The organism is Microbispora sp. NPDC046973 (assembly GCF_040644495.1).
Lineage (GTDB): Bacteria > Actinomycetota > Actinomycetes > Streptosporangiales > Streptosporangiaceae > Microbispora.
The window spans coordinates 75,856-100,652 of record NZ_JBEYWQ010000020.1 but is presented as its reverse complement, the minus strand read 5'-3'; the positions used below and the strand labels follow the sequence as shown (position 1 = coordinate 100,652).

Sequence of the window (24,797 nt, the reverse complement as noted above, 5' to 3'; positions counted from 1 at the left end):
CCGGGTCGCCGATCCTGACGGCGCCCGGCCCGGAGATCGCCGCGAGAGTCAACCCCGCGCGTAGACGCGGTGGACGAACTCCGCGAGCTTGCTGTCGGGCAGCTCCTTGGCCAGGTCGGCCTCGGTGATCATCCCGACGATCCGGTGGTTGTCGATCACCGGCATGCGCTTGATCTGGTGCTCCTCCATCTTGGTCAGGGCTTCCTCGACGTTGGCGTTGGCGTCCACCCAGACCAGGCCGCGGGCCAGTTCGCTCGCCGTGGTCTGGTCGAGGTCCTTGCCCTCGGCGACGCACTTGATCACGATGTCGCGATCGGTGATGATGCCCTTGAGCCGGTCGTCGTCCCCGCAGATGGGAAGGGCACCGACGCTCATGTCCCGCATCATCTCCGCGGCCCTGCGCAGGCTCTCGTGCTCGCCGATGCATTCCGCGCCCTCGTGCATGACCTGACCGGCGGTCTTGCTTACTCCCTCTGTGGTCATGGCTAACCCCCGATTCCCTCTTTTAGGCTGTTATGCCCCATATGTCCGAAAATAAGAGCCGGTTCACAGCCGGGGCAGGAAGTGCTCGCCGCGCAGGGCTCGTTCCACGAGCGCGACCGACTCGGCCAGCCGTACGAGCCGGGGGCCCTCCTGGCGGTAGGCGTCCAGGACCGCCTCGATCGCGTGCGGGGGCAGATGCTCCTTCAGGTCCACCGCCGCGCCCCGGTATCCCTCCCTGGCCGCCTGGATCGAGGCCGCCACCTGCTGGCGGGCCATCCGGGCGAGCGCGAGCGGATGGCGGCGCAGCACGCCGTACGCACGGTAGTCCGGGGGCACCGCGTCGAGCAGCCACGACACGGCCGAGACCTCCCAGTCGGGGCTGCCGGGAGGGCGCACCTCCGACGGCCAGCCGGGTGGCACGTACACCTCGCCATCGTACCGAACACAGGTTCGATCACCGTGGAGCGACTCCGGCTGCGACAATGTCCGGCATGCTGTCGACAACCGCACCAACATGAGGATCGGGATCGTCGGCGCCGGGATCCTCGGTCTGGCCGTGGCCCGGCAGATGGCGCGGGCGGGCGCCGAGGTGACCGTGCTGGAGAAGGAGCCCCGGATCGCCGCCCACCAGACCGGGCACAACAGCGGGGTCGTGCACGCCGGGATCTACTACCAGCCCGGCTCGCTGAAGGCGACCCTCTGCCGGGAGGGCGCCGCCATGCTGCGCGAGTACTGCGCCGAGCACGGCCTGCCGTACGACGAGGCGGGCAAGCTCGTCGTCGCCTCCACCCGGGCCGAACTGCCCGGGCTGCGCCGCATCGCCGAGCGGGCCAGGGAGAACGGCGTGCCCGGCATCGCCGAGCTCGACGCGATCGGACTGCGGGAGGTGGAACCGCACGCGGTCGGGGTCGCCGCCGTCCACTCGCCGCACACCGCGATCACCGACTTCACCGCGGTCGCGCGCCGCCTCGCCGCCGACGTCGCCGAGGCCGGCGGGTCCGTACGGCTCTCGCGTCCCGTGCGCGCGATCAGGCAGACCACCGACGGCGTGGCGGTGGCGGCCGGGCCGGAGCGGCTCACCTTCGACCGGCTGATCTCCTGCGCCGGCCTCGGCACCGACAGCGTGGCGGACCTGGCGAGAGCCGGCGGCGACGTGCGGATCGTCCCGTTCCGAGGGGAGTACTACCGGCTCGCCGGCCCGGCACGCGGTCTGGTGAAGGGGCTGATCTATCCCGTGCCCGACCCCCGCTACCCCTTCCTCGGCGTCCACCTGACCCGCAGGATCGACGGGGAGGTCCTGGTCGGGCCCAACGCCGTGCCCGCGCTCGCCCTGGAGGGCTACTCCTGGCGGTCGGCCTCGCTGCGCGACCTGCGGCGGATCGTCTCCTGGCCGGGAACCCGGCGGATGGCGGCCGTGCACTGGCGCACCGGCCTGCGCGAGGTGTACGGCTCGCTGGCCAAACGGGCCTTCGTGGCCGCCGCCCGGAGGTACGTCCCCGAGCTTGCCCCGGCCGACCTCGTACGCGCCGGAGGCGGCGTGCGGGCCCAGGCCGTGGCGCGGGACGGCAGGCTGCTCGACGACTTCGTCATCGACGTGCGCGGGCGTATCGTACTGGTGCGAAACGCGCCCTCACCTGCGGCGACGAGCAGCCTGGCGATCGCGCGGCACATCGCTTTAACGGTTCCCTTAACTTTCTAGGTCTAGAGTGCTGCCGCCATGGTCGCTGAATCTCCCGAAGCCCGGCTGCTGATCGTCGAGGACGAGCCGAACATCCTCGAACTGCTCGCGGCCAGCCTCCGGTATGCCGGATTCGAGGTCCACACCGCATCCAACGGCGGCGAGGCGGTCGCCGCGGCCCAGCGGCACCGACCGGACCTGATCGTGCTCGACGTCATGCTGCCCGACATGGACGGGTTCGACATCGTGCGCAGGCTGCGCGGGGGCGGAACCCACACCCCTGTGGTCTTCCTCACCGCGCGAGACGCCACCGAGGACAAGATCCGGGGCCTGACGCTCGGCGGCGACGACTACGTGACCAAGCCCTTCAGCCTCGAGGAGGTCGTCGCCCGGATCCGGGCCGTGCTGCGCCGCACCGCCGGAGACCCGATGGTCACCGCGCCGCGGCTGACCTTCGCGGACATCGAACTGGACGAGGAGTCCCACGAGGTCTGGCGTGGCGGCCGGGCCGTGCCCCTGTCGCCGACGGAGTTCAAGCTGCTGCGTTACTTCATGTGCAACGCCGGCCGGGTGCTGTCCAAGGCCCAGATCCTCGACCACGTGTGGGACTACGACTTCCGCGGCGACGCCGGGATCGTCGAGTCGTACGTGTCGGTGCTGCGCCGCAAGCTCGACAACGCCCATTCGCGGCGCCACCCCCGGCTCATCCACACGCTGCGCGGCGTCGGCTACGTCATGCGGACACCACCCAGCGGCGCCTGAGCCGTGTCGGGGCGCACGCCGCTGCGGATCCGGCTCAGCGCGGCCATGCTCGCGCTGGTCGCGGTCGCCCTCGCGGTCATCGGCGTGGGCAGCGTCTCGGTGCTGCGCGACTACCTGGTCAGCCGGGTGGACATGCAGGTCGGCATGGTGGCGCACGAGGCCGAGAAACGGCTCGACCGTGGTCCGGGGTCGTTCGCACGGCTCAGGGTTCCGCCCGAGGGCCGGGTGGAGATCCGCGACACCGGCGGCAGGACGCTGCTCACGCACGCGGGCATGAGTGTGGAGAACCTGCCGGGCCCCGGCGCCGTGACCTCCCGGAACCCGGTGACGGTGCCGGCGGTGTCGGGCGACGGTCTGTGGCGGGCCCGGGTGGTGCCCGTAGAGGGCTTCGGCACGGTCGTCGTCGCGGTGGACATGGCCTCGGTCGGGCAGATCACCGCCCGGCTCGCCCTCATCGAGGCGCTGGTCGGCGGCGTCCTGATGGTCCTGCTCGCCGTCGTCGGCGTCGTGATCGTGGCGCGCAGCCTGCGGCCCCTGGCGGAGATCGAGGCGACCGCCGAGGCCATCGCCCGGGGGAACCTCGGCAGCCGGATCCCCGACCGCGACCCGCGCACAGAGGTCGGTCGGCTCGCCCGCGCGCTGAACGGCATGCTCGCCCAGATCGAGGCGGCGTTCCAGGCCCGGGCGGCCTCCGAGGCCGCGGCGAGGGAGTCGGAGGCGCGCATGCGCCGCTTCGTGGCCGACGCCTCGCACGAACTGCGCACCCCGCTCACCTCGATCAGGGGCTTCGCAGAGTTCCACCGGCAGGTGCCGGACGCCGACACCACGCGGCTGATGTCGCGCATCGAGAGCGAGGCCGCCCGCATGGGCCTGCTGGTGGACGACCTCCTGCTGCTCGCCCGGCTCGACCAGCAGCGCCCGCTGCGCACGCAGCCCGTGGACCTGCTGGCCCTGGCGGCCGACGCGGTCCACGACGCCAGGACCCTCTGCCCCGACCGCGACGTGTCGCTGGTGGTCGAGGGGGACGCGGCGCTGATCGTCTCGGGGGACGAGGTGCGGCTGAAGCAGGTCGTGGGCAACCTGATGAGCAACGCGACGACTCACACGCCTGAGGGAACGCCGATCACCGTGCGCGTCGGCACCCTGGACAGTGCGGCGTTCATCGAGGTGGCCGACAAGGGGCCCGGCCTCACTCCCGAGCAGGCCGCCCGGGTCTTCGAGCGCTTCTACCGCGCCGACCCCTCCCGTACGCGGCCGTCCGGCGGCAGCGGCCTCGGGCTCGCGATCGTGGAGTCCCTCGTCCTGGCACACGGCGGCCAGGTCCGCGTGGAGTCGGCACCCGGCGCCGGCGCCACCTTCCGCGTCACCCTCCCCCTCGCCCCGGAAGCCCGCACCTGACCGCTGTTTCCGTTGACTTAGGTTGAAGGGCAGGAGGTATTCGTGGCGATTCCAAGGAAGGGCTCACGGCCTATCACGGTCGACGGCGTCGTCTACCGGTGGCGAATCCGCCGCAAGCCCACGTATCACCAGGGAAACGGCTGGTCGCCGTTGACCTTCGCGGTCCAGCCGGCGGAAGAGCCATGGAGGGTGCTCCTGGTGTCGCTTCCCTTCCTGCGCCCGGACGCCTGGTTGGGGGAGCGAACGATGTCCGTACGGCCGGCGCTCGTGGCGGCGGTCATACGGTTGGCCCTGCGTCGCGGCTGGGATCCCCACCAGGCGGGCCCCGCCTTCGACCTCGACGTCACCGAGGACGATCTGGCGGAAATGCTCGGCGGACCGCCCGTCTACAGAGTCCCCTCCCCCCGCTGGTGACCGCCTCCCGCACTTGGTGACCCGACGAATCGTTGCCGCACTGGGTTGGGTGGCTCGCGCCGCCGGCCGTCCGGCGATCAGTTGAGGGCGTAGTTGGTCGGGTCTTTGACCTGGTTGTAGGACTCGGCGTTCAGCCAGTGACACCAAAGGTTCATTCCAGAGATCGACAACCGCCTGTTGTGCATGTTGTCTCCGCTCCACGCCGCTACCTCGACACGCGGGCCCCCTGATGACCGTAATGAAGCCACCACTTCCAGGGCTGGCTTGAGGTCGGTGTCGGTCGACATCAAGATCCCGACGTCATACTCCTTCTCGATGGCCAGCCGCACGAAGTCGACCGCCAGCGCGACGTCGATACCCTTCTCCTGTGGCTTTTCGCCGGGAGTGCAACGCTCAGGCCATCCGTACGGATAGCGAAGGGTGCGGAGGGTGGTCACCACCTGATCGCTGCGTTCCCAAGAGGCGACCTGCCGTGTGCAGGCTGCGTAACCTTTGGGGTCCTTGGTCGAGTCGGGTCTGCCGCGATAGACCCTTACCTGAGTCAGTTCACGGTCGTAGGGGCTGTTGCGGACTATATGGTGTCCAAGCGCAAATGGGGATATCTGCCCGGCCGTGTGGGGAGGATGCAGTTGTGAGTGAAAGCAGCTGCGCGCACCCTTGTAGACATTCTGATAGTCGATGAACAGAATGACGCGATCTGCCACTTTGCCCCACAACGAAATAATCCCCGCCAGTCCGGGCGATGCCCGGACGGCGGGGAGCAGTGTTTTCTTTATACGAGAGTAGCAGGACAGCGTCAACTCGCAGGGAAATCATGGGACCTCGTCTTTACTCGTGCCTTGCGCGGTGGACTTGCTGGACGGCGTGTGGCTGCCGGTGGGTCAGCGGGCGGCGGGGAAGCCTTCGTCGGGGAAGGCGGTGGAGGCGGCGGGCAGGACGACGTGGTCGCCTTCGGCGAGGCCGCCCGTGATCTCCACGTAGCTGTCGCCGCGTACGCCGACCTTGACCGTACGGCGCGACTGCGTCCCGCCGTTGACCACCGTGACCACGGCCGTGCCGTCGCCCTGGGCGCGTACGGCCTGCGAGGGGACGTAGAGCGCGTCGGCCGCCTCGCCGGTCGTCACCCGCACGGTGGCGCTCTGGCCCAGCAGCAGCCGGGCGGGGCGGCTGTTCAGGACGATCGTCACGCCGTAACGGACCAGGCGGTTGCTGGTGGTCGCGGTCGGGTCGATGTGGGCGACCGTTCCGGGGTACTCCTGACCCGGTCGCGCGGGCAGCGTCACGGTGGCCGCCTGACCGACCTTGAGGAAGCGGATGTCCGACTCGGTGAACATCGCCTGCACCTGCAGGTCGTCGAGGTCGCCGAGCGTGATGAACGTGCCCGAGGTGTAGCGGGAGCCGGTGGTCCCCGCGACGGACAGGATCGTGCCGTCCGCCGGAGCCTTGATCCGCACACCGGCGAGCGCCTCCTTGGCCTCGGCCAGTTCGGTCGTCGCCTGGCTGACCTGCGCCTCGGCCTGTGCCTCGGTGAGCCGGGCGCCGCCCCCCTGGCCGCCTTGACCGCCCTGGCCTCCCTGGCCTGCCTGGCCGCCGCCGAAGCCCGTACGCCCCTGCGCGCCGCCGCCCTGCCCCCGGCCGCCCTGACCTTGCCCGCTCTGTCCCTGCGGGCCCTGTCCCTGGCCGCTCTGCCCGGGTGAACAGGCGGAGGAGGAGCCACTGGGGGAGGCGCTCGGCTCGGCGGACGGCCGCCGCGGTGGTGTCGTGGGCAGGATCGAGACGCTCACCTCGGGGTTCGGGGCGGTCGCGCTGCCGTCCGTGGGGGCCGGACGGTGCGGCCTGGACGGTTTCGGGTGCGGATGCGGGCGCGGGGTGACCGTGGGAGCCGGAGTCGGCTGGGGCTTGGAGCCGCCGTGGTCACCGCCCCGGTACGCCACGAGGCCGATGCTCGCCGCGCTCGCGCCCTTGTCCGCCGGGGCGGCGGCCGGTCGGCTCGAAGAAGATCGGGCGGCCGCGGAAGGCCGTGACGAGGGCTGCGAGGAGGGGTGCGTGGACGCCTGCCCGGAGGGCCGGACGGAGGGGGCCGGACACGAGACCGGGCCACCGCTGCCAGTGCCGCTGCCGCCGGCGTTACCCGCCCCGGCGCCCGCGCCCGTTGCGCCGCCGGAAGTCCGGGCCCCGCCTGCGCCTCCCGAGCCGGCTCCGGTGCCCGTTGCGCCGCCGGGGGTCCCGGCCCCGCCTGCGCTTCCCCCGCCGGTTCCCCCGGTGGAGGCCCCGGCCCCGGAGCCGCCCGCAAAGCCGGAGCCGGAGCCGGATCCGCCGCCGGACGTGCGGACTCCGGAGCCGCCCGCGCTCGGCGCGGCGGCTCCGCTCGTGGTGGCGGTGCCGTTCTCGACGTCGTCGAGGGTCTCCTGGGCGGCGGCGAGGGCGGCCTTGGCGGCCTCGTAGTTCTCCCTGGCGACGGTGTCGTCGATCCGGGCGAGGACCTTGCCGCGGCGGACCTTCTGGCCCACCGTGACGTAGACCTTCTCGATCGTGCCCTCCGCTCCGAACGCGAGATCGCGCACGCCGGTGTCGATCGTGTTGCCGGCGGCGGAGACGTACGACGCGACCGTGCCCCGCTTGACCGAGGCGAGCGCCATCCGGTCGGCCACGGAGGTGTCGCCGCCGGTGGCGGAGATCACGGCGACGCTCGCGATGACGATCCCCGCCAGCGCGAGCCCTCCGACGCTGAGTGGAGTGCTCGATCTCATGGCGGACATCCTGCTGACGCCACGTGACCGGTGGCTTGGCCGTACCTGAGAGTTGTCTGTGGATGCGCGTCCTGATGCGGACTGTCAGCAAACCCTCAGCATCGGCATAGGTTGCCCGAAGCGGGGTTTGCCATGGTTCGACCTCGTGAAGCTGTCGACGAAGCGCAGGACGCTGATCATCAACGGTGTCCTGGTGATACTGCTGCTCGGCGGGATCGCGGCGGCCTGGGCGTCCGTGGGAGGCGGCTCCTCCGGAGACGGCGCCGCGCCGCTGACGACCCGGGTGACCCGAGGGACCGTGCTCGCCTCGGTATCGGCCTCCGGTTCCGTCGAGAGCGCCAGGACGCGCGCCCTCGATTTCGGTACGAGCGGCACCGTCGAGTCCGTCCTGGTCGAGAGCGGCGACAAGGTCAAGAAGGGACAGGTGCTCGCGCGCATCGACGACACGGCCGCCAGGGAGAGCCTGGAGGCGGCCCGGGCGAGCCTGGACGCCGCCGAGGAGGCCGACACCTCGACGGCTTCGGGCTACTCGCAGTACATCAGCGCGAGGAACGCCTACCGGTCGGCCAAGCGGGCGCTGGCGGGCACGGTGATCAAGGCGCCCTTCGCCGGGGTCGTCACGGCGGTCAACGGAGCCGTGGGCGGCTCCTCGGGCGCGTCCGGCGGATCCGGCGGCTCTGCCCAGGGCGGCCAGGGGCAGTCGCAGAGCGGGTCGGCGGGGTCGGGCGGCACCGGCGGGTCCGGCGGCTTCATCGAGATCGCCGACCCCGCCCACCTGCGGATCGTGGGGAACTTCACCGAGGCCGACGTCAGCAGGATCAAGGTCGGCCAGGCCGCGACCGTGTCCTTCGACGCCCTCGCCGGAGTCACCGCCGCCGGCAAGGTGACGGTGGTCGACCCGCAGCCGCAGACGAACAACAACGTCGTCCAGTACGCCGTGACGACCTCGCTGACCGACGTGCCGTCCACCGTACGGCTCGGCCAGACGGCCACGGTCCAGGTGACCGTGGGCAAGGCCGACGACGTGCTCACGGTGGCATCCTCGGCGGTCACCACGGCGGGCGGCCAGACCACGGTGACCGTGCTGGAGAACGGCAGGCAGGTCGTGAAGCGGGTGGAGGCCGGCCTGAAGGGCGACACCACCACGGAGATCAAATCGGGACTCCAGGAGGGCGACCAGGTGGTGCGGCCCCAGGCATCGACGACCGGCGGAGGCGGCGGCATCCAGTTCCCGGCCGGCGGAGGCGGGTTCGGCCGCGGCTTCGGCGGCGGCGGTGGCGGCGGAGGCAACCGATGAGGGCCGGCCCGCCGCCGGTGCCCGACCCCTCCGTGCCCGACCCTTCTGTGCTCGACCTCCCCGTCCTCGGCCCCCCTGTGCTCGATCTGGGCCACGTGACCAAGGTGTACGGCGAGGGCGAGACCGCGGTGCGCGCGCTGCGCGGCGTATCGCTCAGGGTGGAGCGCGGCGACTACGTGGCGATCATGGGTGCGTCCGGCTCCGGCAAGTCCACGCTGATGAACATCATCGGGTGCCTCGACGTCCCGTCCGGGGGGACCTACCACCTCGACGGCACCGACGTCGGCGGGCTCGACGAACGGCGGCTCGCGATCGTCCGCAACCGCAAACTCGGCTTCGTCTTCCAGTCCTTCAACCTCATCCCCCGGATGAGCGCGCTCGCCAACGTCGAGCTTCCCCTGGCGTACGGCGGGGTCAAGGCCGCGGAGCGGCGCCGCAGGGCGCTGGCCGCGCTCGACCGGGTCGGGCTCGCCGAGCGCGTCCACCACCAGCCCAACGAGCTGTCCGGGGGCCAGCAGCAGCGGGTGGCGGTGGCCCGCGCGCTCGTCACCGCGCCGACCCTGCTGCTGGCCGACGAGCCCACGGGCGCTCTCGACAGCAAGTCCAGCGAGGACGTCATGAACATCTTCGACCGGCTCAGCGCGAGCGGCCGGACCCTGGTCGTCATCACGCACGAGGAAGAGGTCGCCGCGCACGCCAAACGGGTCGTCCGCCTCATGGACGGCCGGATCGTGGAGGACGTGCGCACCACGCCGGTCGGCGGGCTGCCCCCGCGGCTCGCGGAGGTGGCCTCGTGAACGCCGCGGAGGTCCTGCGTTTCGCCCTGCGCGGCCTGGCCGCCAACAAGATGCGCAGCGCGCTCACCATGCTCGGCATCCTGATCGGCGTCGCCGCGGTGATCCTGCTGGTCGCGGTCGGCGAGGGGTCCTCCCGGCAGATCCAGCAGAACATCCAGCGGCTCGGGGCCAACTCGCTGACCGTCATGCCGTCCACCTCGGGCGGCGGGGGCGGCCCGGGCGGCGGGTTCGCCCGCGCCTTCGGCGGCGGGGGAGGCGGCGGCCAGGCCGGGCGGCAGAACAGCGGCCCCCGCACCCAGGCCAAGGACCTCACCGTCGACGACGCGCGGGCGCTGGCGGACCCGGCGAACGCCCCCTCGGTCAAGAGCGTCTCGCCGGTCGTGACGGCCCAGTCCCAGACGGCGACGTACGAAGGGGCGAGCCACTCGATCGGCCAGCTCGTGGGCACCTACCCGAGCTACTTCGAGGCGTCCAACAAGCCGGTGGTCAAGGGCGCCTACTTCTACAACGACGACGTGCTCGCCGCGCGCAAGGTGGTGGTGATCGGCCAGACGGTGGCCGAGAACCTGTTCGGCACGGTCGATCCCCTCGGGAAGCAGATCACCGTCTCGGGCGTGCCGTTCACCGTGGTCGGCGTGCTCAAGGAGGCCGGCTCGTCCGGGTTCCAGGACGCCGACGACGTGGCGATCGCCCCGCTGCCCGCCGTGCAGCAGAGCCTGACCGGATTCGGGCCGCTGGGACAGATCCTCGTGCAGGCCAAGAGCGCCGAGGCGGTGGACGCCGCGCAGACCGAGGTCACCGAGGTGCTCAACCAGCGGCACGGCATCGCCGGCGCGGCGAGCGCCGACTATCGCATCCTCAACCAGGCGACCCTGCAGGAGACGGTCAGCGCGGCGACCGGGACGTTCACGGTCCTGCTCGGCGCGGTGGCCGCGATCAGCCTGCTCGTCGGCGGGATCGGCATCACCAACATCATGCTCGTCACCGTCACCGAGCGGACCAGGGAGATCGGCATCCGCAAGGCGATCGGCGCGCCCAAGGGCGCGATCCTCGGCCAGTTCCTCGCCGAGGCGACGATGCTCAGCCTCGTCGGCGGCCTGCTCGGCGTGCTGATCGCCGTGCTCGGCGCCCAGTTCACCATCGCGGGCGTGCAGCCGGTGATCGTCCCCACGTCGATCGCGCTGGCGCTCGGCGTCTCGGTCGCGATCGGCCTGTTCTTCGGCAGCTATCCCGCCAACCGCGCCGCCGGGCTGCGGCCGATCGAAGCCCTCCGCTTCGAGTGATGGCCGGACCCATGGAAGGGAGATGAATGTGAGCAGGCACGACACCGAGGAGCTTCTGGAGACCTCGCCGTTCGACGACGACCTCCAGGAGGTGCTGGCGGCGCGTCCCGCCCCGGCGGGCGGGTCGAAGCTGACGCTCGCCCTGGCCGGAGGCGTCCTGCTCGTGGCCGGGCTGCTCCTCGGCATCCAGGTGCAGAAGCTCCTGGGCGGCTCCACATCGGACCGCTTCCTGTCCCGCGCGACCGGTGCGTACGCCGGCGCCGGCCAGGCCCCAGAAGGCGGCGGACTCGGCGGTGGGTACGCCCGAGGCGCGGGCGGGGGCGGTTTCGCGGGCGGAGGCGCCGGCCGCGCGGGCGCGGGCGCGGGAGCAGGGGCAGGGGCGGGAGCAGGGCCAGGCGGCATGACCTTCGGCACGGTCAAGCTGGTCGACGGCGACAAGATCTACGTCCAGACCGTGAACGGCGGCGTGGTCACGGTGACGACCTCGGGTGACACCAAGGTCCAGGTCACGCGGTCGGGGAAGGTCTCCGACATCAAGCCGGGCAGCTTCGTGACCGTCGCGGGGACCGCCGGCGCCGAGGGCCAGGTGGCGGCGACGTCCGTCACCGAGGGCTCGGCCATGGGCCGGAGGGCGGGATCGTGATCAGGGAAGGCCGTCTGCTGGTCGTCGACGACGAGCCCGACATCAGGGAGCTGCTGTCGGCGAGCCTGCGGTACGCCGGGTTCGAGGTGATCACCGCGTCCTCCGGTCGCGAGGCGGTCCAGATCGCGGGCAAGGTGCGCCCCGACCTGATCGTGCTCGACGTCATGCTGCCGGATCTGGACGGGTTCGCCGTCTCCGACCGGCTCCACACCTCCGGGCGGCGGGTCCCGGTGCTGTTCCTCACCGCCAGGGACGCGAACGAGGACAAGATCACCGGGCTCGGCCACGGCGACGACTACGTCACCAAGCCGTTCAGCCTGGAGGAGGTGCTCGCGCGCATCCGGGCCGTGCTGCGGCGCACGCGCGGCGGCGACGCCGTCCCCGCCCGGCTGCGCGTCGCCGATCTGGAGCTCGACGAGGACTCCCACCAGGTCTGGCGGGACGGCGTGCCCGTACGGCTGTCGCCCACCGAGTTCAAGCTGCTGCACTACTTCATGGCCAACCAGGGCCGGGTGGTGTCGAAGGCGCAGATTCTCGACCACGTCTGGCACTACGACTTCGGCGGCGACCACAACGTGGTCGAGTCGTACGTCTCCTATCTCCGCCGCAAGATCGACACCTCCGAGCCGAAGCTGATCCACACGCTCCGCGGCGTGGGCTATGTCCTCCGTGCGCCGCGTCAGTGACCTGCTCCACCTGGGCGGGCCGGCCCGCGACGCCGGTGCGAAGGCCGGTGGGGCCACCCGCGGCCGCCGGTGGCCCCGGGTGCCGCGCGCGGGCGCGGTGCTGCGCCTGCTGAGCATCCGCGAGCTGCGGCGGCGGGTCGCGAGGACCCCGCTCTGGCTGCGGCTCGTGGCGGGGACGCTGCTGCTCGTGACGCTCGCGATCGCGCTGACCGGCGGCTTCGCCGTACAGCTCCTGCGGGGCTATCTGGTGGACCGGGTCGACGGGCAGCTCACGGCCGTCGGCCGGCGTCCGGCGGAACTGCCGCCTCCGTCCCAGTTCACGGGCAACGCGTCGCGGCCGCCGCGGCAGTTCGGCTCGTTCTACATCGTCGTGCTCGACCGGAACGGCGCCGTCGTCCGCACCGTCCAGGAGCCGCCGAACGCCGATCCGCTGCCCGCGCTGCCCAGGCCCCGGCAGGACCGCAGGCAGTGGCTGTTCACGGTCGAGGGCCCCTCGGGGGCGCTGTGGCGGGTGATCGCCGTACGCGAGGAGGACGGCACCCGCTTCCGCGTCGCGGCCATCAGCCTGGCCGACATCGACGGCACGGTCTCGCGGCTCGCGGTGATCGTCGTGGGGGTCGGCCTCGCGGTGCTCGTCGCGCTCGGGATCGCCTGCTACTGGCTCGTACGGCGCAGCCTGCGCCCGCTGGGGGAGATCGAACGGACGGCGGAGGCGATCGCGGCCGGAGACCTGTCGCGGCGCGTTCCCCTGCGGCACCGGCGCACGGAGATGGGCCGTCTCGGCCGGTCCATCAACGGCATGCTCACGCAGATCGAGACGGCGTTCCGGGAGCGGGAGGCGTCGCAGGAGCGGATGCGCCGGTTCATGGCCGACGCCTCCCACGAGCTGCGCACGCCGCTCACCTCGATCCGCGGCTTCGCCGAGCTGTACCGGCAGCAGCGTTCGCAGGACCCCGTCCTGCTGCTGCGCCGCATCGAGGACCAGGCCGTGCGGATGGGCCTGCTCGTGGACGACCTGCTGCTGCTCGCCCGGCTCGACCAGCAGCGCCCCCTCGAACGCCGCCCGGTCGACGTACTCAGCCTCGCGGCGGGGGCGGTGCTCGACGCGCAGACCCTCGCGCCGGACCGGGAGATCGACCTGCTGCGGCTGGACGACTCGGACGAGCCGGTGCGGGTGCTCGGCGACGAGGCCCGGCTGCGCCAGGTCGTCGGCAACCTCGTCAGCAACGCCCTGCGGCACACCCCGGCGGGCACCGCCTTCCGCGTCGGCGTGGGGATCGTGTCCGGATCACAGGCCCTGATCGAGGTGGCCGACGACGGGCCCGGGCTGGCCTCCGGCGACGCCGAGCGCGTCTTCGAGAGGTTCTACCGCGCCGATCCCTCGCGCAGCCGGTCGGACTCCGGCGGCACGGGGCTCGGGCTGTCCATCGCCGCCGCTCTCGTCCAGGCCCACGGCGGCACCATCACGGCCGACAGCGAGCCCGGCCGGGGCGCGGTGTTCCGCGTCCGCCTCCCCGCATGCCCGATCGAAGACGCGTGTCCGTCCGAAGAAAGGCTAGGGTGATCCCCCTTGCGATACCTGTCCATCGCGGTCGCCGCGGCGGCCCTGGCGGTCACGGTGACCGGCTGCGGCGGCGGTGACGGCACCGCCGCCACGACCACCACGCAGGCCGCCGCCGGCGGCGGTTCGAGCGCCGACCCCCGGGCCGCGTTCACCGAGTGCCTGCGCAAGAACGGCGTCACGCTGCCCAGCGGACGGCCCAGCGGACGGCCCAGCGCCAGACCCACGGGCAGACCGACCGCCAGGCCGAGTGGGGGCTTCGGCGGGTTCCGGTCGATGGACCCCGCCATGAGCAAGGCGTTCGAGGCGTGCCGCTCCCTCATGCCCCAGGGCGGCCGGGGCGGGTTCGGCGGCCGGCGCGGCGCCGATCCGCAGGCCATGCAGGCGTTCCGCACCTGCATGAAGGACAACGGCGCCGAGCTGCCCGCGGACGGGCGTGTGCGCGGCCTGGCCACGGCGGACCCCGAGGTGGCCAAGGCGTACGACAAGTGCAAGGTGCTGCTGCCCGCGCCTGCTCCCGCCGCCACGCCCACCGCCTGACGGGCCGGGGCGGCTGATTCGGCGGCCTTCCTCAGGGAAGGTCGGGAGTATGGCGGGGAACGACAGGCTGCGGGCCGCCCTGGAGAGCCTGCGGCGTCACCTCGATCAGGACCTGTTCCCCCTGGCGATCGGGGACGCCGCGGCCGACCGGCGCGTCCTGGGGGAGTTGCGCGGGCAGCTCGACGACTACCTGCTGCCCCGCCTGTCGGCCATCGACGCGCCGCTGCTCGCCGTGGTCGGCGGTTCCACCGGGGCGGGCAAGTCCACCCTGGTCAACTCGCTGGCCGGCATGATCGTGACCGAGCCCGGGGTGCTGCGGCCCACCACGCTCGCGCCGACCCTGGTCTGCAATCCCGCCGACGCCGCCTGGTTCACCTCCACCACGGTCCTGCCCGGGCTGGCGAGGGTGACGGGCGGGGTGGCCGGCGGGGGGCGCGGCGAGCCCGGCACCTTGCGGATCGCCCCCGTGGACGCCCTGCCCCCCGGGCTGGCGCTGCTCGACGCCCCCGACATCGACTCGGTCGTCACGGCCAACCGGGAGCTGGCCGCGCAGCTGCTCGCCGCGGCCGACCTGTGGCTGTTCGTCACGACCGCCGCGCGGTACGCCGACGAGGTGCCGTGGAGCTTCCTGCGCCTGGCCAGGGAGCGGAGCACGGCGCTCGCGGTGGTCCTCCAGCGGGTTCCGGCCGAGGCGCGCGAGCCCGTGGCCGCCGACCTGACCCGGCTCCTGCGGGAGAACGGCCTGGGCGGCACACCGCTGTTCGCCGTCCCCGAGCTGGAGCTGCCGTCGGAGCGCGCCCGGCTGCCCGCTCACGTCGTGCAGCCGATCGCGACCTGGCTCGCCGACCTGTCCGTGGACGCCAAGGCGCGGGCCGAGGTCGTACGGCGGACCCTGACCGGCGCCCTGGACAGCCTCGGCACCCGGGTGCCCGACCTGGCCGACCGGGTGGAGCGCCAGCGGGCGGGGATCGCCGAGCTGCGGGACATCGCGGGCAGGGCGTACGACGTGGCGATGTCGGCGTTCGACGAGGGGATGCGCGACGGCAGGCTGCTGCGCGGCGAGGTGCTGGCCCGCTGGCAGGACTTCGTCGGCACCGGCGACCTCATGCGGGCCCTCGAGTCCCGCGTCGGCTGGCTGCGCGACCGCCTCGTCGCCGCCTTCCGCGGCCGTCCGGCGCCGGACAGGGAGCTGCGGGTCGCGCTGGAGAGCGGGGTGGAGTCGCTGATCCGCGCCACCGCCGACGCCGCCGCGGAGCGGGCCGTCGAGGCGTGGCTGGCCCTGCCCGCCGGGCGCGACCTGCTGGAGAAGTCCGGCGTCGCCGTCTCCGGGCGGCTCGGCCGCGCGTCCGCCGACCTGCCCGCCCGGGCCGGCGTGGCCGTACGCGACTGGCAGGGGCATGTGCTCGACCTCGTCCGCTCCGAGGGCGCCGACCGGCGCACGCTCGCGCGTGCGGCGTCGTTCGGCGTGAACAGCCTCGGTGTGCTGATCATGCTGGCGGTATTCTCCACGACCGGCGGGATCACCGGCATCGAGCTGGGCATCGCCGGCGGCACCGGTGTGCTCAGCCAGAAGTTGCTCGAAGCCGTCTTCGGCGACCAGGCCGTGCGCACGCTGACCGAGGAGGCGCGCGAGGACCTGCGGCGGCGCGTCCGCACACTGCTCGACGAGGAACGCGCCCGCTTCACCTCACTGGTGGAGGGGCTGGGCCCGGCTCCGGAGACGGCGGCCCGGCTGCGGGAGACCGCCAAGGCCGTACAGGAGAGGGGCGTCCTTTGAAGCTCCAGGTCAAGAAGGCGGAGGTGTCGCTGGACGACCGCCTGGAGGCGCTCGCGGAGGCCGCCGACCTGGCGGAGGGCCGGCTCGGTCAGGAGGCCGTGGACCACGCGCGCGCCGTGGTCGCCCGGGCCGGCGTACGGCGCGGCCTGTCGGTGGAGCACACGGCGGTCGCCCTCGCCGGGGCGACGGGAAGCGGCAAGTCGTCGCTGTTCAACGCACTGTCCGGCACCGAGCTGGCGACGGTGGGGGTGACCCGGCCGACGACCGCCAAGGCGCAGGCGGCCCTGTGGGGCGCCGGCGGCTCGGGACCGCTCCTCGACTGGCTCGACGTCCCGTTGCGTCACCCGGTCGAGGGCGATGCGACGGGACTGATCCTGCTGGACCTGCCCGACCACGACTCCATCGAGCTGTCCCACCGCAGGGAGGTCGACCGCCTGGTCGCCGCGGTCGACCTGCTGGTCTGGGTGCTCGACCCGCAGAAGTACGCCGACGCGGCCGTGCACGAGCGCTACCTGCGCCCGCTCGCCCGGCATCGTGACGTGATGGTCGTCGTGCTCAACCAGGTGGACCGGCTGCCGGAGCGGTCCGTGAAGCGCTGTCTCGACGACCTGCGCGGCCTGCTGGCGGCCGACGGGCTCGAAGGGGTGCCGGTGCTCGGGGTCTCCGCCCGCACCGGCGAGGGCGTCCCCGAACTGCGGGCGCTGCTCGACCGTGAGGTCTCCCGCCGCCGCGCCTGGTCGTCCCGGCTCGCCGCCGACGTGGCCGCGGCCGCCTCCGCGCTCTGGTCGGACGCCCCGCCCGCGCCGGGACGGGTCGCGATGCCGGAGGTCGCCGTGAGCAGGGCGCTGACGCGGGCGCTGGCACACGCGGCGGGGGTGCCCGCCGTGGTCGAGGCGGTCGCGAAGTCGCACCGGCACCGCTCGATCGCCGCGACGGGCTGGCCGGTGACGCGCTGGCTGCGCAGGCTGCGGCCCGATCCGCTGCGCCGTCTCCACCTGGCCAAGGGCGCCCGTTCCTCGCTGCCCGCGGCCACCGCGGTGGAGGTCTCGGCCGTGGACACCGCCCTGCGGGACGTCGGCGCCGCCGCCTCGGCCTCGGTGCCCGAGCCGTGGGCGACGGCCGTACGGCACGCGGCGCGGTCGCGGTCGGACGAGCTGACCGACTCCCTGGACCGCACCGTCGCCGAGGCGACCTCGGGCCGCGTCTCCGGCGCCCCCCGGTGGTGGCGCGTCGCGGGGACCGTGCAGTGGCTGACCGTCGCCGCGATGGCCGCGGGCGCGATCTGGCTGCTCGTGCGCTTCGCGCTGGACTACCTCATGCTGCCTGGGCTTCCCACCCCCACGGTCGGCCGGGCGCCGTGGCCGACCGTGCTCCTGCTGGGCGGCGCGCTGGCCGGGGTGCTGTTCGCCGCGCTGTGCCGGGTGTTCGCCTGGATCGGAGGGCGGCGCAGGGCGCGCAGAGCCGCCAAGGCGTTGCGCGCCGGCATCGAACAGGTCGCCGGAGAGCTGATCGTCGCGCCCACCAGGGACGAGCTCGCCCGCTATGCCCGTTTCGCCGACCGGGTGGCCGTCGCCGCGTCCTGACCGTGTCCTGACCCGGCATCAGGCGGCAGGAGCCTGACAGGGATCTGGCAGAGCCGGCTGTCACGGTCGGGACATGCATGAGAACACGGACGTACTGATCGCCGGAGCCGGTCCGACCGGGCTCACCCTCGCCGTGGACCTGGCCCGCAGGGGCGTCGCCTTCCGCATCGTCGACCAGGCGCCCGAGCCCGCGGCCGGCTCGAAGGGCAAGGGCCTGCAACCGCGTACGCAGGAGGTCTTCGACGACCTCGGGGTGATCGGCCCGATCCTGGAGGCGGCGACGCCCTACCCGCCGTTGCGGGTCAGGATGGGCGCGGTGCCGATCTGGCGGGCCCGGATGCACAAAGCCGCCGCGGCCACGGACGCGGTGCCGTACCCGACGGTGCTGATGCACCCGCAGTGGCGCACCGAGGCGGTGCTGCGCGAGCGCCTGGCCGGGCTGGGCGGGAAGGTGGAGCAGAGCAGCGCGCTGACCGGCTTCGAGCAGGACGCGGACGGGGTGACCGCCGTGCTCGGCACGGGGGAGACCCTTCGGGCGCGTTACCTGGTCGCGGCGGACGGCGGCAGGAGCCCGGTGCGCAAGGCCCTCGGCATCGGCTTCACCGGCGAAACCCGCGAGGAGGAGCGGATGGCCCTCGCCGACGTACGCGTCGAGGGGCTCGACCGGGACCACATCCACGTCTGGGTGCGGCCGGGCAGGGGGATGGTGGCGCTCTACCCGATGGCCGGCACCGACACCTTCCAGATGCTCGCCTCGCTGAAGCCGGGGGTCGCGCCGGAGCGGACGTTGCCCGGATATCAGCGGATCCTCGCAGAGAGGTCCATGCTGCGCCGGGTGCGCCTGACCGAGCTGCTGTGGTCCTCCCTCTATCGGGTGAACATCCGCCTCGCCGACCGCTACCGGTCCGGCCGGGTCTTCCTGGCCGGGGACGCCGTCCACGTGCACCCGCCGGCGGGCGGGCAGGGGCTCAACACCGGCGTCCAGGACGCCTACAACCTGGGCTGGAAGCTTGCCCGGGTGCTCGCGGGCGCGCCGGAGGCGCTGCTGGACACCTACGAGGAGGAGCGCAGGCCCGTCGCCGCCCGGGTGCTCGGCCTCAGCGTGGATCTCGCCGACAAGAAGTCCTACAGACGCGGCGAGGAGACCTACCAGCTCTCGCTGAGCTACCGGGGCGGCTCGCTCGCCCGGCGCGGCGGCGACCGGGTGCCGGACGGCCCGCTCCCGCTGGCGGACGGGACGCGGGCCCGCGTGTTCGACCTGCTGCGGGGCCCGCACTTCACCCTGCTGTCCCCCGACCCCGCTCCGAACGTCCCCGGCGGTCCCGAGGTGCGGGCGTACGCGCCGGCCGAGCCGTACGGCGGCGAGCGGCACACCCTCGTCAGGCCGGACGGGTACGTCGGGATCTCCACGTCCTCGGCCGACGAGCTCGCCGCCTACCTGGCCGTGGTCTGAGGCCGGGCTACCGCTGCTCGTCCGGGCGTACGGCGTGGGCCGGGTCGGGGTTGGGAACGCCGTCCGCGCCGAGGCCGGGACGGCCCGCCTCGATCTGGCGCGGTCCCAGCTCGCTGTCCTCGGCCGCCGCCTTGGCCTCGGCGGCGGCCCGCTCGGCCTCCGCGACGGCCTCGCTGCCCGCCGCCCTCCGCTCGTGCTCCCTGCCGTCCGTCACGGTGGCCCGGCTCGCGGGCAGCGACTCGGTGAACGCCTTCGACAGCGTGTTGAGCGCCGAGGTGACCTCGCTCGGGATCACCCACATCGTGTTGCCCTGGCCCTGGGCGAGCTGGGGCAGCACCTGGAGGTACTGGTAGGCGAGCAGCTTGGGGTCGGGATCGTTGCGGTGCACGGCCTGGAACACCTCGTCGATCGCCTGCGACTGCCCCTGGGCCTTGAGGATCTGGGAGGTCCGCTCGCCTTCGGCGCGCAGGATCGCGCTCTGCTTCTCACCCTCGGCCGTGAGGATCTGCGACTGCCGCTGGCCCTCGGCCGTGAGGATCGCCGCGCGCTTGTCCCGCTCGGCGCGCATCTGCTTCTCCATGGCGTCCTTGATGGTCTTCGGCGGGTCGATCGCCTTGATCTCGACCCGGTTGACCCGGATGCCCCACTTGCCGGTGGCCTCGTCCAGCACGCCGCGCAGCTGGCTGTTGATCATGTCGCGAGAGGTGAGCGTCTTCTCCAGGTCCATGCCGCCGACCACGTTGCGCAGCGTCGTCACCGTGAGCTGCTCGACGCCCTGGATGAAGTTGGCGATCTCGTACTCCGCCGCCCGGGGATCGGTGACCTGGAAATACAGCACCGTGTCGATGTCCACGACGAGGTTGTCCTCGGTGATGACCGGCTGCGGCTTGAACGACACCACCTGCTCGCGCAGGTCCAGCAGCGGACGGACCCGGTCGATGTAGGGGATGACGAAGTTCAGGCCGGGGCCCAGCGTGCGGTAGTACCTGCCCAGGCGCTCGACGTTGCCGGCTCTGGCCTGGGGCACGATCCGGACCGCCCGCAGCACCGTCAGGATCGCGACGAGCGCGATGACGATTCCGGCGATCAGTGCTCCGTCCATGCTCACTCCCGGGGATAGACGAGGGCGGTGGCGCCCTCGATCTCTATGACGTCGACCGTGGCCCCCGGCGGGATCACGAGCGTCTCGTCGTAGGCACGGGCCGACCACTCCTCGCCGCCGATCCGCACCCGGCCGTCCCTGCCGGTGACCTCCCTGGTCACGTACGCGGGCTTGCCGATCAGCGCGGACACGCCGAAACGCTTCGGCGGCGGCTGCTTGATGTGCCGGAGCGCGATCGGGCGCACCCCGGCGAGGCCGGCGGCGGAGGCGACGACGAAGACGGCGAGCTGGATCGCGGGCGGCAGCCCGACGGCCGCGACCGCGGTCGTGAGCAGGGCCGCGACGGACAGCAGCCCCAGCGCCGCGGTGAGTGTGAAGATCTCCGCTACACCCAGCGCCGCCGCCAGGATGAGCCATACGATCCAGGAGTCCATTGCCGCCTCCATAGCAATGAACGAACACGGCTCGGGTCCGGTTCCTCCTCAAACCTAACGCGTACGGCCCCGGTCTCCCAGAGAGCCGTGTCTCCCACCGGCTCTCACACAGGGGACGCGGTGACGCGGAACTCGTTGCCCTCCGGGTCGGCCATCAGGATGTGGTCGTCGAACGCCTCCAGGATCGTGCCGCCGGCGCGCACCAGCCGGGCGGCCTCCGCCCTGATCCGCTCCCACCGGTCGGCTGCCGTGCCGTCTCCCGGCACGCGGACGTCGATGTGGAGCCGGTTTTCCGCCGTCTTCCGCTCGGGGACCCGGAAGATGGAGAGCCGGGGGCCGACCCCTTCGGGGTCGCAGAGGCAGGCGCCGTCGTCCTCGGCGCCGCCGGCCGGCAGGTCGGACCGCGCGAACGACTCCTCACTGGTCGCGTACCGAGCCGCCGGGATCTCGTCGACGTAGCCGAGTGCCGTCTTCCAGAACTCGGCGAGGAGCCGCGCGTTCTCGCAGTAAAGGGTCAAATCGATTGCTACTGCCATGACTCGACCGTAATGCAGGAAGCTGACTTGAGGGTGGCCACCTCTGTCAAGAGGCGGCGGAAGGAGCCTCGGCGACGCCGTGCCGGAGGGCGCTGCCGGCCAGCCACCGGGGCCAGGAGAGCTGCCAGTAGCCCCAGCCGTTGTTCCACTCCAGGTCGCGCGTGGTGCCGGTGACGATGACGGGATCGCCGCGCAGCGCGTGCTCGTAGAACCATCGCGCCTGGTCGGGGCGGGCGTTGACGCAGCCGTGGCTGACGTTGGCCCGGCCCTGCGCCCACACGTTGTCCAGCGCGTGGACGTACTCGCCGCTGTTGGAGATCCGCACGGCGTAGTCGATGAGCTTGTCGTAGTAGCCGGGCTCGCCCTTGCGGCGGCCGGGCGAGACCATGCGGACGGGGTTGCCCTTGTCCATCGTCAGGTGGATCCCGCTCGTGGTCGTGTACTCCCTGGTGGTCGCCATGCCGGCGCTGATCGGCATGCGCTGGGCCACCCTGCCGTCCTGCCGCACCACCATCTGGTGGGTGCGGGTGTCGACCGTGCTGACCATGGCCCGTCCCACGGTGAAGGCCACGCTTCGGTCGGCGGCGCCGTACGTGCCGGGGGCGGCGCGGACACCGGCGAGATGGGCGGTGACGCGCACCTCGCCGCCGGCCGGCCACCACTTCCGCGGGCGGTAGACGACCTGGGTGGAGCTCGCCCAGTGCCAGGCGCCCTCGGCCGGGCCGCGGACCACCAGCGCCCGCTCGACCGCCGCGCGGTCCTCGACCGGTCCGGTGAACGTCACGATGATCGGCATGCCGACCCCGACGGTCTCCCCGTCGGACGGGACGATCGTGGCGACGGCGACCTCACGGCGCGGGGTGAGCGTGCGGAACCGGCCCGCGACCTGGGCGGTGACATTCTGGGGCCCGGTCGCGACGGCGTTGACGACATACTGCGTGCCGGGACGCAGCGTCCACGACGACCGCCACACCGAGCGGGCCGGGTCGAAGGCGCCGGGCACCGGGTCGCGCCCCGCGAACGCCAGCACGCTGGTCAGCCTGCCGCCCTCCGCCCTCACGACCAGCCCCGCCTCCGGCGCGACGGCCACGGCGCCGGAGGCCGGGCTGATCGTGATGCGCGGCGCGGGTGGCACGCGTACGGCGCAGCCCGCGGCAAGCGTGGGACAGGCCACGAGCAGCGCCGTGAGCAGGGCGCGGGCGGCGGGAGGCAGGGTGCGTGGCTTCACGGGCACCCAAGATAGCGAGCGGTGACGGCGGGAACACGCTAAGTCGCCGGAAGGATCCTTCCCGAGACCTCGCCGAGGCTGATCCCGTGGGAGGTCCACGCCGTGATCGTGACGGTGTCGCCGTCCTCCAGGAAGGTCCGGGTCTCGCCGGGAAGTTCGACCGGCTCCGCGCCGTTCCAGGTCAGCTCGATCAGCGAGCCGGGCTGCCCGGGGGACGAGACCGTGCCGCTCGCGAACAGGTCGCCGGTGCGAAGACCGGCGCCGTTCACGGTCATGTGGGCGAGCATCTGGTCGGGCGTCCAGTACATGTCGCGGAACGACGGCGTCGAGACCGTCTCGCCGTTCAGTTCGACGTGCAGGGTGAGGTCGAGCCCCCAGGGCGCCTGCCTGCGAAGGTAGGCGAGCGGTTCCGGTTCCTGCGACCGGCCCTCGACCCTGGCCTCCTCCAGGGCGTCGAGCGGCGTGATCCACGCGGACATCGAGGTGGCGAACGACTTGCCCAGGAACGGCCCGAGCGGGACGTACTCCCACGCCTGGATGTCGCGGGCGCTCCAGTCGTTGACGAGCGCCACCCCGAAGACGTGGTCCTCGAACGCGCCGGCGCGCTCGCCGAGCCGCGTCGGCACCCCGACGACGAAGCCGACCTCCGCCTCGATGTCGAGCTTCTGCGACGGGCCGAACGACGGCCGCTGCCCGCACGGCCGCCTGATCGGCGTCCCCGAGACGACGACGGTGCCCGCCCGCCCGTGGTAGCCGACGGGCAGGTGCCGCCAGTTCTGCTTCAGCGGCTCGTCGTCCGGCCGGAAGATCCGCCCGAGGTTCGACGCGTGCTCCAGTGAGGCGTAGAAGTCCACGTAGTCGGCCACCTCGACCGGCAGGTGCAGGGTCACCTCCGCCAGCGGGATCAGGTGGTCGCCCGTGGCCGCCGCCTCGCGCACCCGCGCCCGCGTCTCCTGCCAGGCCGCACGGCCCAGGGCCAGCAGCGGGTTGAGGCTGGGCGCCGCGTAAACGTCCCCGCCGAGGGCGGCCGCCAGGTCGAGCACCTGGTCCCCGACCCGGACGCCGACCCTGCGGGGCTCGCCGGGCCGGGAGAACACCCCGTACGGCAGGTTGTCGAGCCCGAAGCTCATCTCGCCCACGTCCACGCGTAGCCGGTGTCCTCGCACGCGAGGGCGGCCTGGCCGAGGTCGAGCGGGCGGAACGTGTCGATCATGACGGCCATCTCGGTCGTCTCGGTGTGCCCCTGGCGCACCGCCTCGACGGCGGCCTCCACCGCGCCCGGCTGCGGGCCGTGCGTGAAGCCGGCCGGGTGCAGCGAGATCGAGCCGACGTCGATGCCCGATCCCTTCCTGGCCGTGTAGTCGCCGCCCACGTAGAACATGAACTCGTCGGAGTCCACGTTGTGGTGGTTGTACGGGATCGGCACGGCCTCGGGATGGAAGTCCAGCGGCCGGGGGCAGAACGAGCAGACGACGAAGCCCGGGCCCTCGAAGGTCTGGTGGACCGGCGGCGGCGCGTGGGTGCGCTTCACGATCGGCTCGAAGTCCTGGATGTTGAACGCGTACGGGTAGAGGCAGCCGTCCCAGCCCACCACGTCGAAGGGATGGTGGGCGTAGGTCAGCCGGGTCAGCCCGCCCCGCGTCCTGACCAGGACCGGGACCTCCTCCCCATCCACGAGCAGCGGCTCGGCCGGCGCGCGCAGGTCGCGCTCGCAGTACGGCGCGTGCTCCAGGAACTGGCCGAACTGGGACAGGTAGCGCTTCGGCGGCCTGATGTGCCCGGCCGCCTCGATCACCAGCGCGGCCACCGGGCCCTCGGGCACCCATCGGTGGATCGTCCCGGTGGGGATCACCACGTAGTCGCCCTCGGCCACGTCGAGCGCGCCGTACGCCGACTCGAACCGGGCCCGGCCGCGCGCGATGTAGACGCACTCGTCGCCCATCGAGTCGCGATACAGCTCGCTGGGCGCCTGCGTCGCCGCGTACGAGATGCGGACGTCGGAGTTGCCGGCGAGCAGCATCCGCCCGGAGACCAGGTCGCCGTCGGGCGTCAGGTCCTGGGTGCGGAAATGGCGTGGGGACAGCGGCAGGTTGGGCGTGAGGCCGGGCGCTCCCGCGTCCACGGCCTCGGCCTTGACGATGGCGGTCGGCGCGTGGCGGTGGTAGAGCAGCGAGGAGTCGGAGGAAAAGCCCTCCTCTCCCATGAGCTCCTCCTTGTACAGCCCGCCGTCGGGTGCGCGGAACTGCACGTGGCGCTTGCGCGGCACCTCGCCGACCACCCGGTAGTACGGCATGACGCCTCCCCTGTGTGTTCGCCCAACCGTGTCCGTTAACCGGACGCTGATGTCCTATATATGTACGACGATTCGCCATGCCGCCGGGAATGTCAAGCG

Annotated in this window: 24 protein-coding genes; 14 read left to right on the top strand and 10 right to left on the bottom strand. The window is 72.6% G+C overall.

The window, feature by feature from the left end; all coding sequences use genetic code 11:
• Positions 1 to 48: 48 nt before the first annotated feature.
• On the bottom strand, positions 49 to 483 hold the full coding sequence (locus tag ABZ860_RS30290; protein ID WP_193206906.1) for a CBS domain-containing protein: 435 nt from the start codon (positions 481 to 483) through the stop codon (positions 49 to 51).
• Positions 484 to 546: 63 nt separating this feature from the next.
• On the bottom strand, positions 547 to 909 hold the full coding sequence (locus ABZ860_RS30285; protein WP_357226449.1) for a hypothetical protein: 363 nt from the start codon (positions 907 to 909) through the stop codon (positions 547 to 549).
• A gap of 88 nt (positions 910 to 997) precedes the next feature.
• Between ABZ860_RS30285 and lhgO the strand changes: the two genes are divergently transcribed.
• From lhgO to ABZ860_RS30265, 4 genes are read left to right on the top strand one after another with little or no spacing between them, the layout of a single operon-like run.
• Positions 998 to 2,182 carry an L-2-hydroxyglutarate oxidase gene (gene lhgO / locus ABZ860_RS30280; RefSeq protein ID WP_357226448.1) on the top strand — a complete coding sequence of 395 codons (1,185 nt, stop codon included), beginning with the start codon at positions 998 to 1,000 and terminating at the stop codon, positions 2,180 to 2,182.
• Positions 2,183 to 2,200: 18 nt separating this feature from the next.
• Complete coding sequence (locus ABZ860_RS30275; RefSeq protein WP_357226447.1) at positions 2,201 to 2,923, top strand: response regulator transcription factor; 723 nt, start codon at positions 2,201 to 2,203, stop codon at positions 2,921 to 2,923.
• Positions 2,924 to 2,926: 3 nt separating this feature from the next.
• Positions 2,927 to 4,321: a HAMP domain-containing sensor histidine kinase gene (locus ABZ860_RS30270; RefSeq protein WP_357226445.1), complete on the top strand. Its 1,395-nt coding sequence runs from the start codon at positions 2,927 to 2,929 to the stop codon at positions 4,319 to 4,321.
• 42 nt (positions 4,322 to 4,363) lie between these two features.
• Positions 4,364 to 4,735: a hypothetical protein gene (locus tag ABZ860_RS30265; RefSeq protein WP_357226444.1), complete on the top strand. Its 372-nt coding sequence runs from the start codon at positions 4,364 to 4,366 to the stop codon at positions 4,733 to 4,735.
• Between the two features lie 77 nt (positions 4,736 to 4,812).
• Here ABZ860_RS30265 and ABZ860_RS30260 read toward each other — a convergent pair whose 3' ends face one another.
• Positions 4,813 to 5,439 (bottom strand): NYN domain-containing protein, encoded by a 627-nt coding sequence (locus ABZ860_RS30260; protein WP_357226442.1) that lies wholly within the window; start codon positions 5,437 to 5,439, stop codon positions 4,813 to 4,815.
• 177 nt (positions 5,440 to 5,616) lie between these two features.
• The gene (locus tag ABZ860_RS30255; RefSeq protein ID WP_357226441.1) at positions 5,617 to 7,485 is read right to left on the bottom strand and encodes an efflux RND transporter periplasmic adaptor subunit; all 1,869 of its coding nucleotides are present in this window, start codon (positions 7,483 to 7,485) and stop codon (positions 5,617 to 5,619) included.
• Positions 7,486 to 7,630: 145 nt separating this feature from the next.
• On the opposite strand from ABZ860_RS30255, the gene ABZ860_RS30250 reads away from it, so the two are divergent.
• The 10 genes from ABZ860_RS30250 to ABZ860_RS30205 all read left to right on the top strand — a co-directional run bounded on the left by ABZ860_RS30250 (position 7,631) and on the right by ABZ860_RS30205 (position 19,105).
• Entirely contained in the window at positions 7,631 to 8,782 is a 1,152-nt protein-coding gene (locus tag ABZ860_RS30250) for a biotin/lipoyl-binding protein (RefSeq protein WP_357226439.1), read from the top strand.
• Positions 8,779 to 9,579: an ABC transporter ATP-binding protein gene (locus ABZ860_RS30245; RefSeq protein ID WP_357226438.1), complete on the top strand. Its 801-nt coding sequence runs from the start codon at positions 8,779 to 8,781 to the stop codon at positions 9,577 to 9,579. Before ABZ860_RS30250 ends, ABZ860_RS30245 begins: the two co-directional genes overlap by 4 nt.
• Entirely contained in the window at positions 9,576 to 10,862 is a 1,287-nt protein-coding gene (locus tag ABZ860_RS30240; protein WP_357226435.1) for an ABC transporter permease, read from the top strand. The genes ABZ860_RS30245 and ABZ860_RS30240 overlap by 4 nt, the downstream gene beginning before the upstream one ends.
• A 28-nt stretch (positions 10,863 to 10,890) precedes the next feature.
• Positions 10,891 to 11,505 (top strand): hypothetical protein, encoded by a 615-nt coding sequence (locus tag ABZ860_RS30235; RefSeq protein ID WP_357226432.1) that lies wholly within the window; start codon positions 10,891 to 10,893, stop codon positions 11,503 to 11,505.
• Positions 11,499 to 12,191, top strand: coding sequence for a response regulator transcription factor (locus ABZ860_RS30230; RefSeq protein WP_357226569.1), 693 nt, complete (start codon positions 11,499 to 11,501; stop codon positions 12,189 to 12,191). Before ABZ860_RS30235 ends, ABZ860_RS30230 begins: the two co-directional genes overlap by 7 nt.
• A complete protein-coding gene (locus ABZ860_RS30225) occupies positions 12,175 to 13,755 on the top strand; it encodes a HAMP domain-containing sensor histidine kinase (RefSeq protein WP_357226430.1) in 1,581 nt (526 codons plus the stop codon). Before ABZ860_RS30230 ends, ABZ860_RS30225 begins: the two co-directional genes overlap by 17 nt.
• Before the next feature lie 6 nt (positions 13,756 to 13,761).
• On the top strand, positions 13,762 to 14,292 hold the full coding sequence (locus tag ABZ860_RS30220; protein ID WP_357226427.1) for a hypothetical protein: 531 nt from the start codon (positions 13,762 to 13,764) through the stop codon (positions 14,290 to 14,292).
• Positions 14,293 to 14,341: 49 nt separating this feature from the next.
• Positions 14,342 to 16,069 carry an ABC transporter gene (locus ABZ860_RS30215; protein ID WP_357226424.1) on the top strand — a complete coding sequence of 576 codons (1,728 nt, stop codon included), beginning with the start codon at positions 14,342 to 14,344 and terminating at the stop codon, positions 16,067 to 16,069.
• Positions 16,066 to 17,652 carry a YfjP family GTPase gene (locus ABZ860_RS30210; RefSeq protein ID WP_357226423.1) on the top strand — a complete coding sequence of 529 codons (1,587 nt, stop codon included), beginning with the start codon at positions 16,066 to 16,068 and terminating at the stop codon, positions 17,650 to 17,652. The genes ABZ860_RS30215 and ABZ860_RS30210 overlap by 4 nt, the downstream gene beginning before the upstream one ends.
• Before the next feature lie 73 nt (positions 17,653 to 17,725).
• Positions 17,726 to 19,105, top strand: a complete 1,380-nt coding sequence (locus ABZ860_RS30205) for an FAD-dependent monooxygenase (RefSeq protein WP_357226421.1) — start codon at positions 17,726 to 17,728, stop codon at positions 19,103 to 19,105.
• A 7-nt stretch (positions 19,106 to 19,112) separates the two neighbouring features.
• Here ABZ860_RS30205 and ABZ860_RS30200 read toward each other — a convergent pair whose 3' ends face one another.
• From ABZ860_RS30200 to ABZ860_RS30175, 6 genes are all read right to left on the bottom strand, one after another.
• The gene (locus tag ABZ860_RS30200; RefSeq protein ID WP_357226420.1) at positions 19,113 to 20,207 is read right to left on the bottom strand and encodes an SPFH domain-containing protein; all 1,095 of its coding nucleotides are present in this window, start codon (positions 20,205 to 20,207) and stop codon (positions 19,113 to 19,115) included.
• 2 nt (positions 20,208 to 20,209) lie between these two features.
• On the bottom strand, positions 20,210 to 20,641 hold the full coding sequence (locus ABZ860_RS30195; protein ID WP_357226418.1) for an NfeD family protein: 432 nt from the start codon (positions 20,639 to 20,641) through the stop codon (positions 20,210 to 20,212).
• A gap of 104 nt (positions 20,642 to 20,745) precedes the next feature.
• Positions 20,746 to 21,177, bottom strand: a complete 432-nt coding sequence (locus ABZ860_RS30190; protein ID WP_357226417.1) for a VOC family protein — start codon at positions 21,175 to 21,177, stop codon at positions 20,746 to 20,748.
• Between the two features lie 46 nt (positions 21,178 to 21,223).
• On the bottom strand, positions 21,224 to 22,405 hold the full coding sequence (locus ABZ860_RS30185) for an Ig-like domain-containing protein (RefSeq protein WP_357226415.1): 1,182 nt from the start codon (positions 22,403 to 22,405) through the stop codon (positions 21,224 to 21,226).
• 38 nt (positions 22,406 to 22,443) lie between these two features.
• Positions 22,444 to 23,535, bottom strand: a complete 1,092-nt coding sequence (gene fahA, locus ABZ860_RS30180; protein ID WP_357226567.1) for a fumarylacetoacetase — start codon at positions 23,533 to 23,535, stop codon at positions 22,444 to 22,446.
• Entirely contained in the window at positions 23,532 to 24,698 is a 1,167-nt protein-coding gene (locus ABZ860_RS30175) for a homogentisate 1,2-dioxygenase domain-containing protein (RefSeq protein WP_357226412.1), read from the bottom strand. The genes fahA and ABZ860_RS30175 overlap by 4 nt, the downstream gene beginning before the upstream one ends.
• Positions 24,699 to 24,797: the final 99 nt, after the last annotated feature.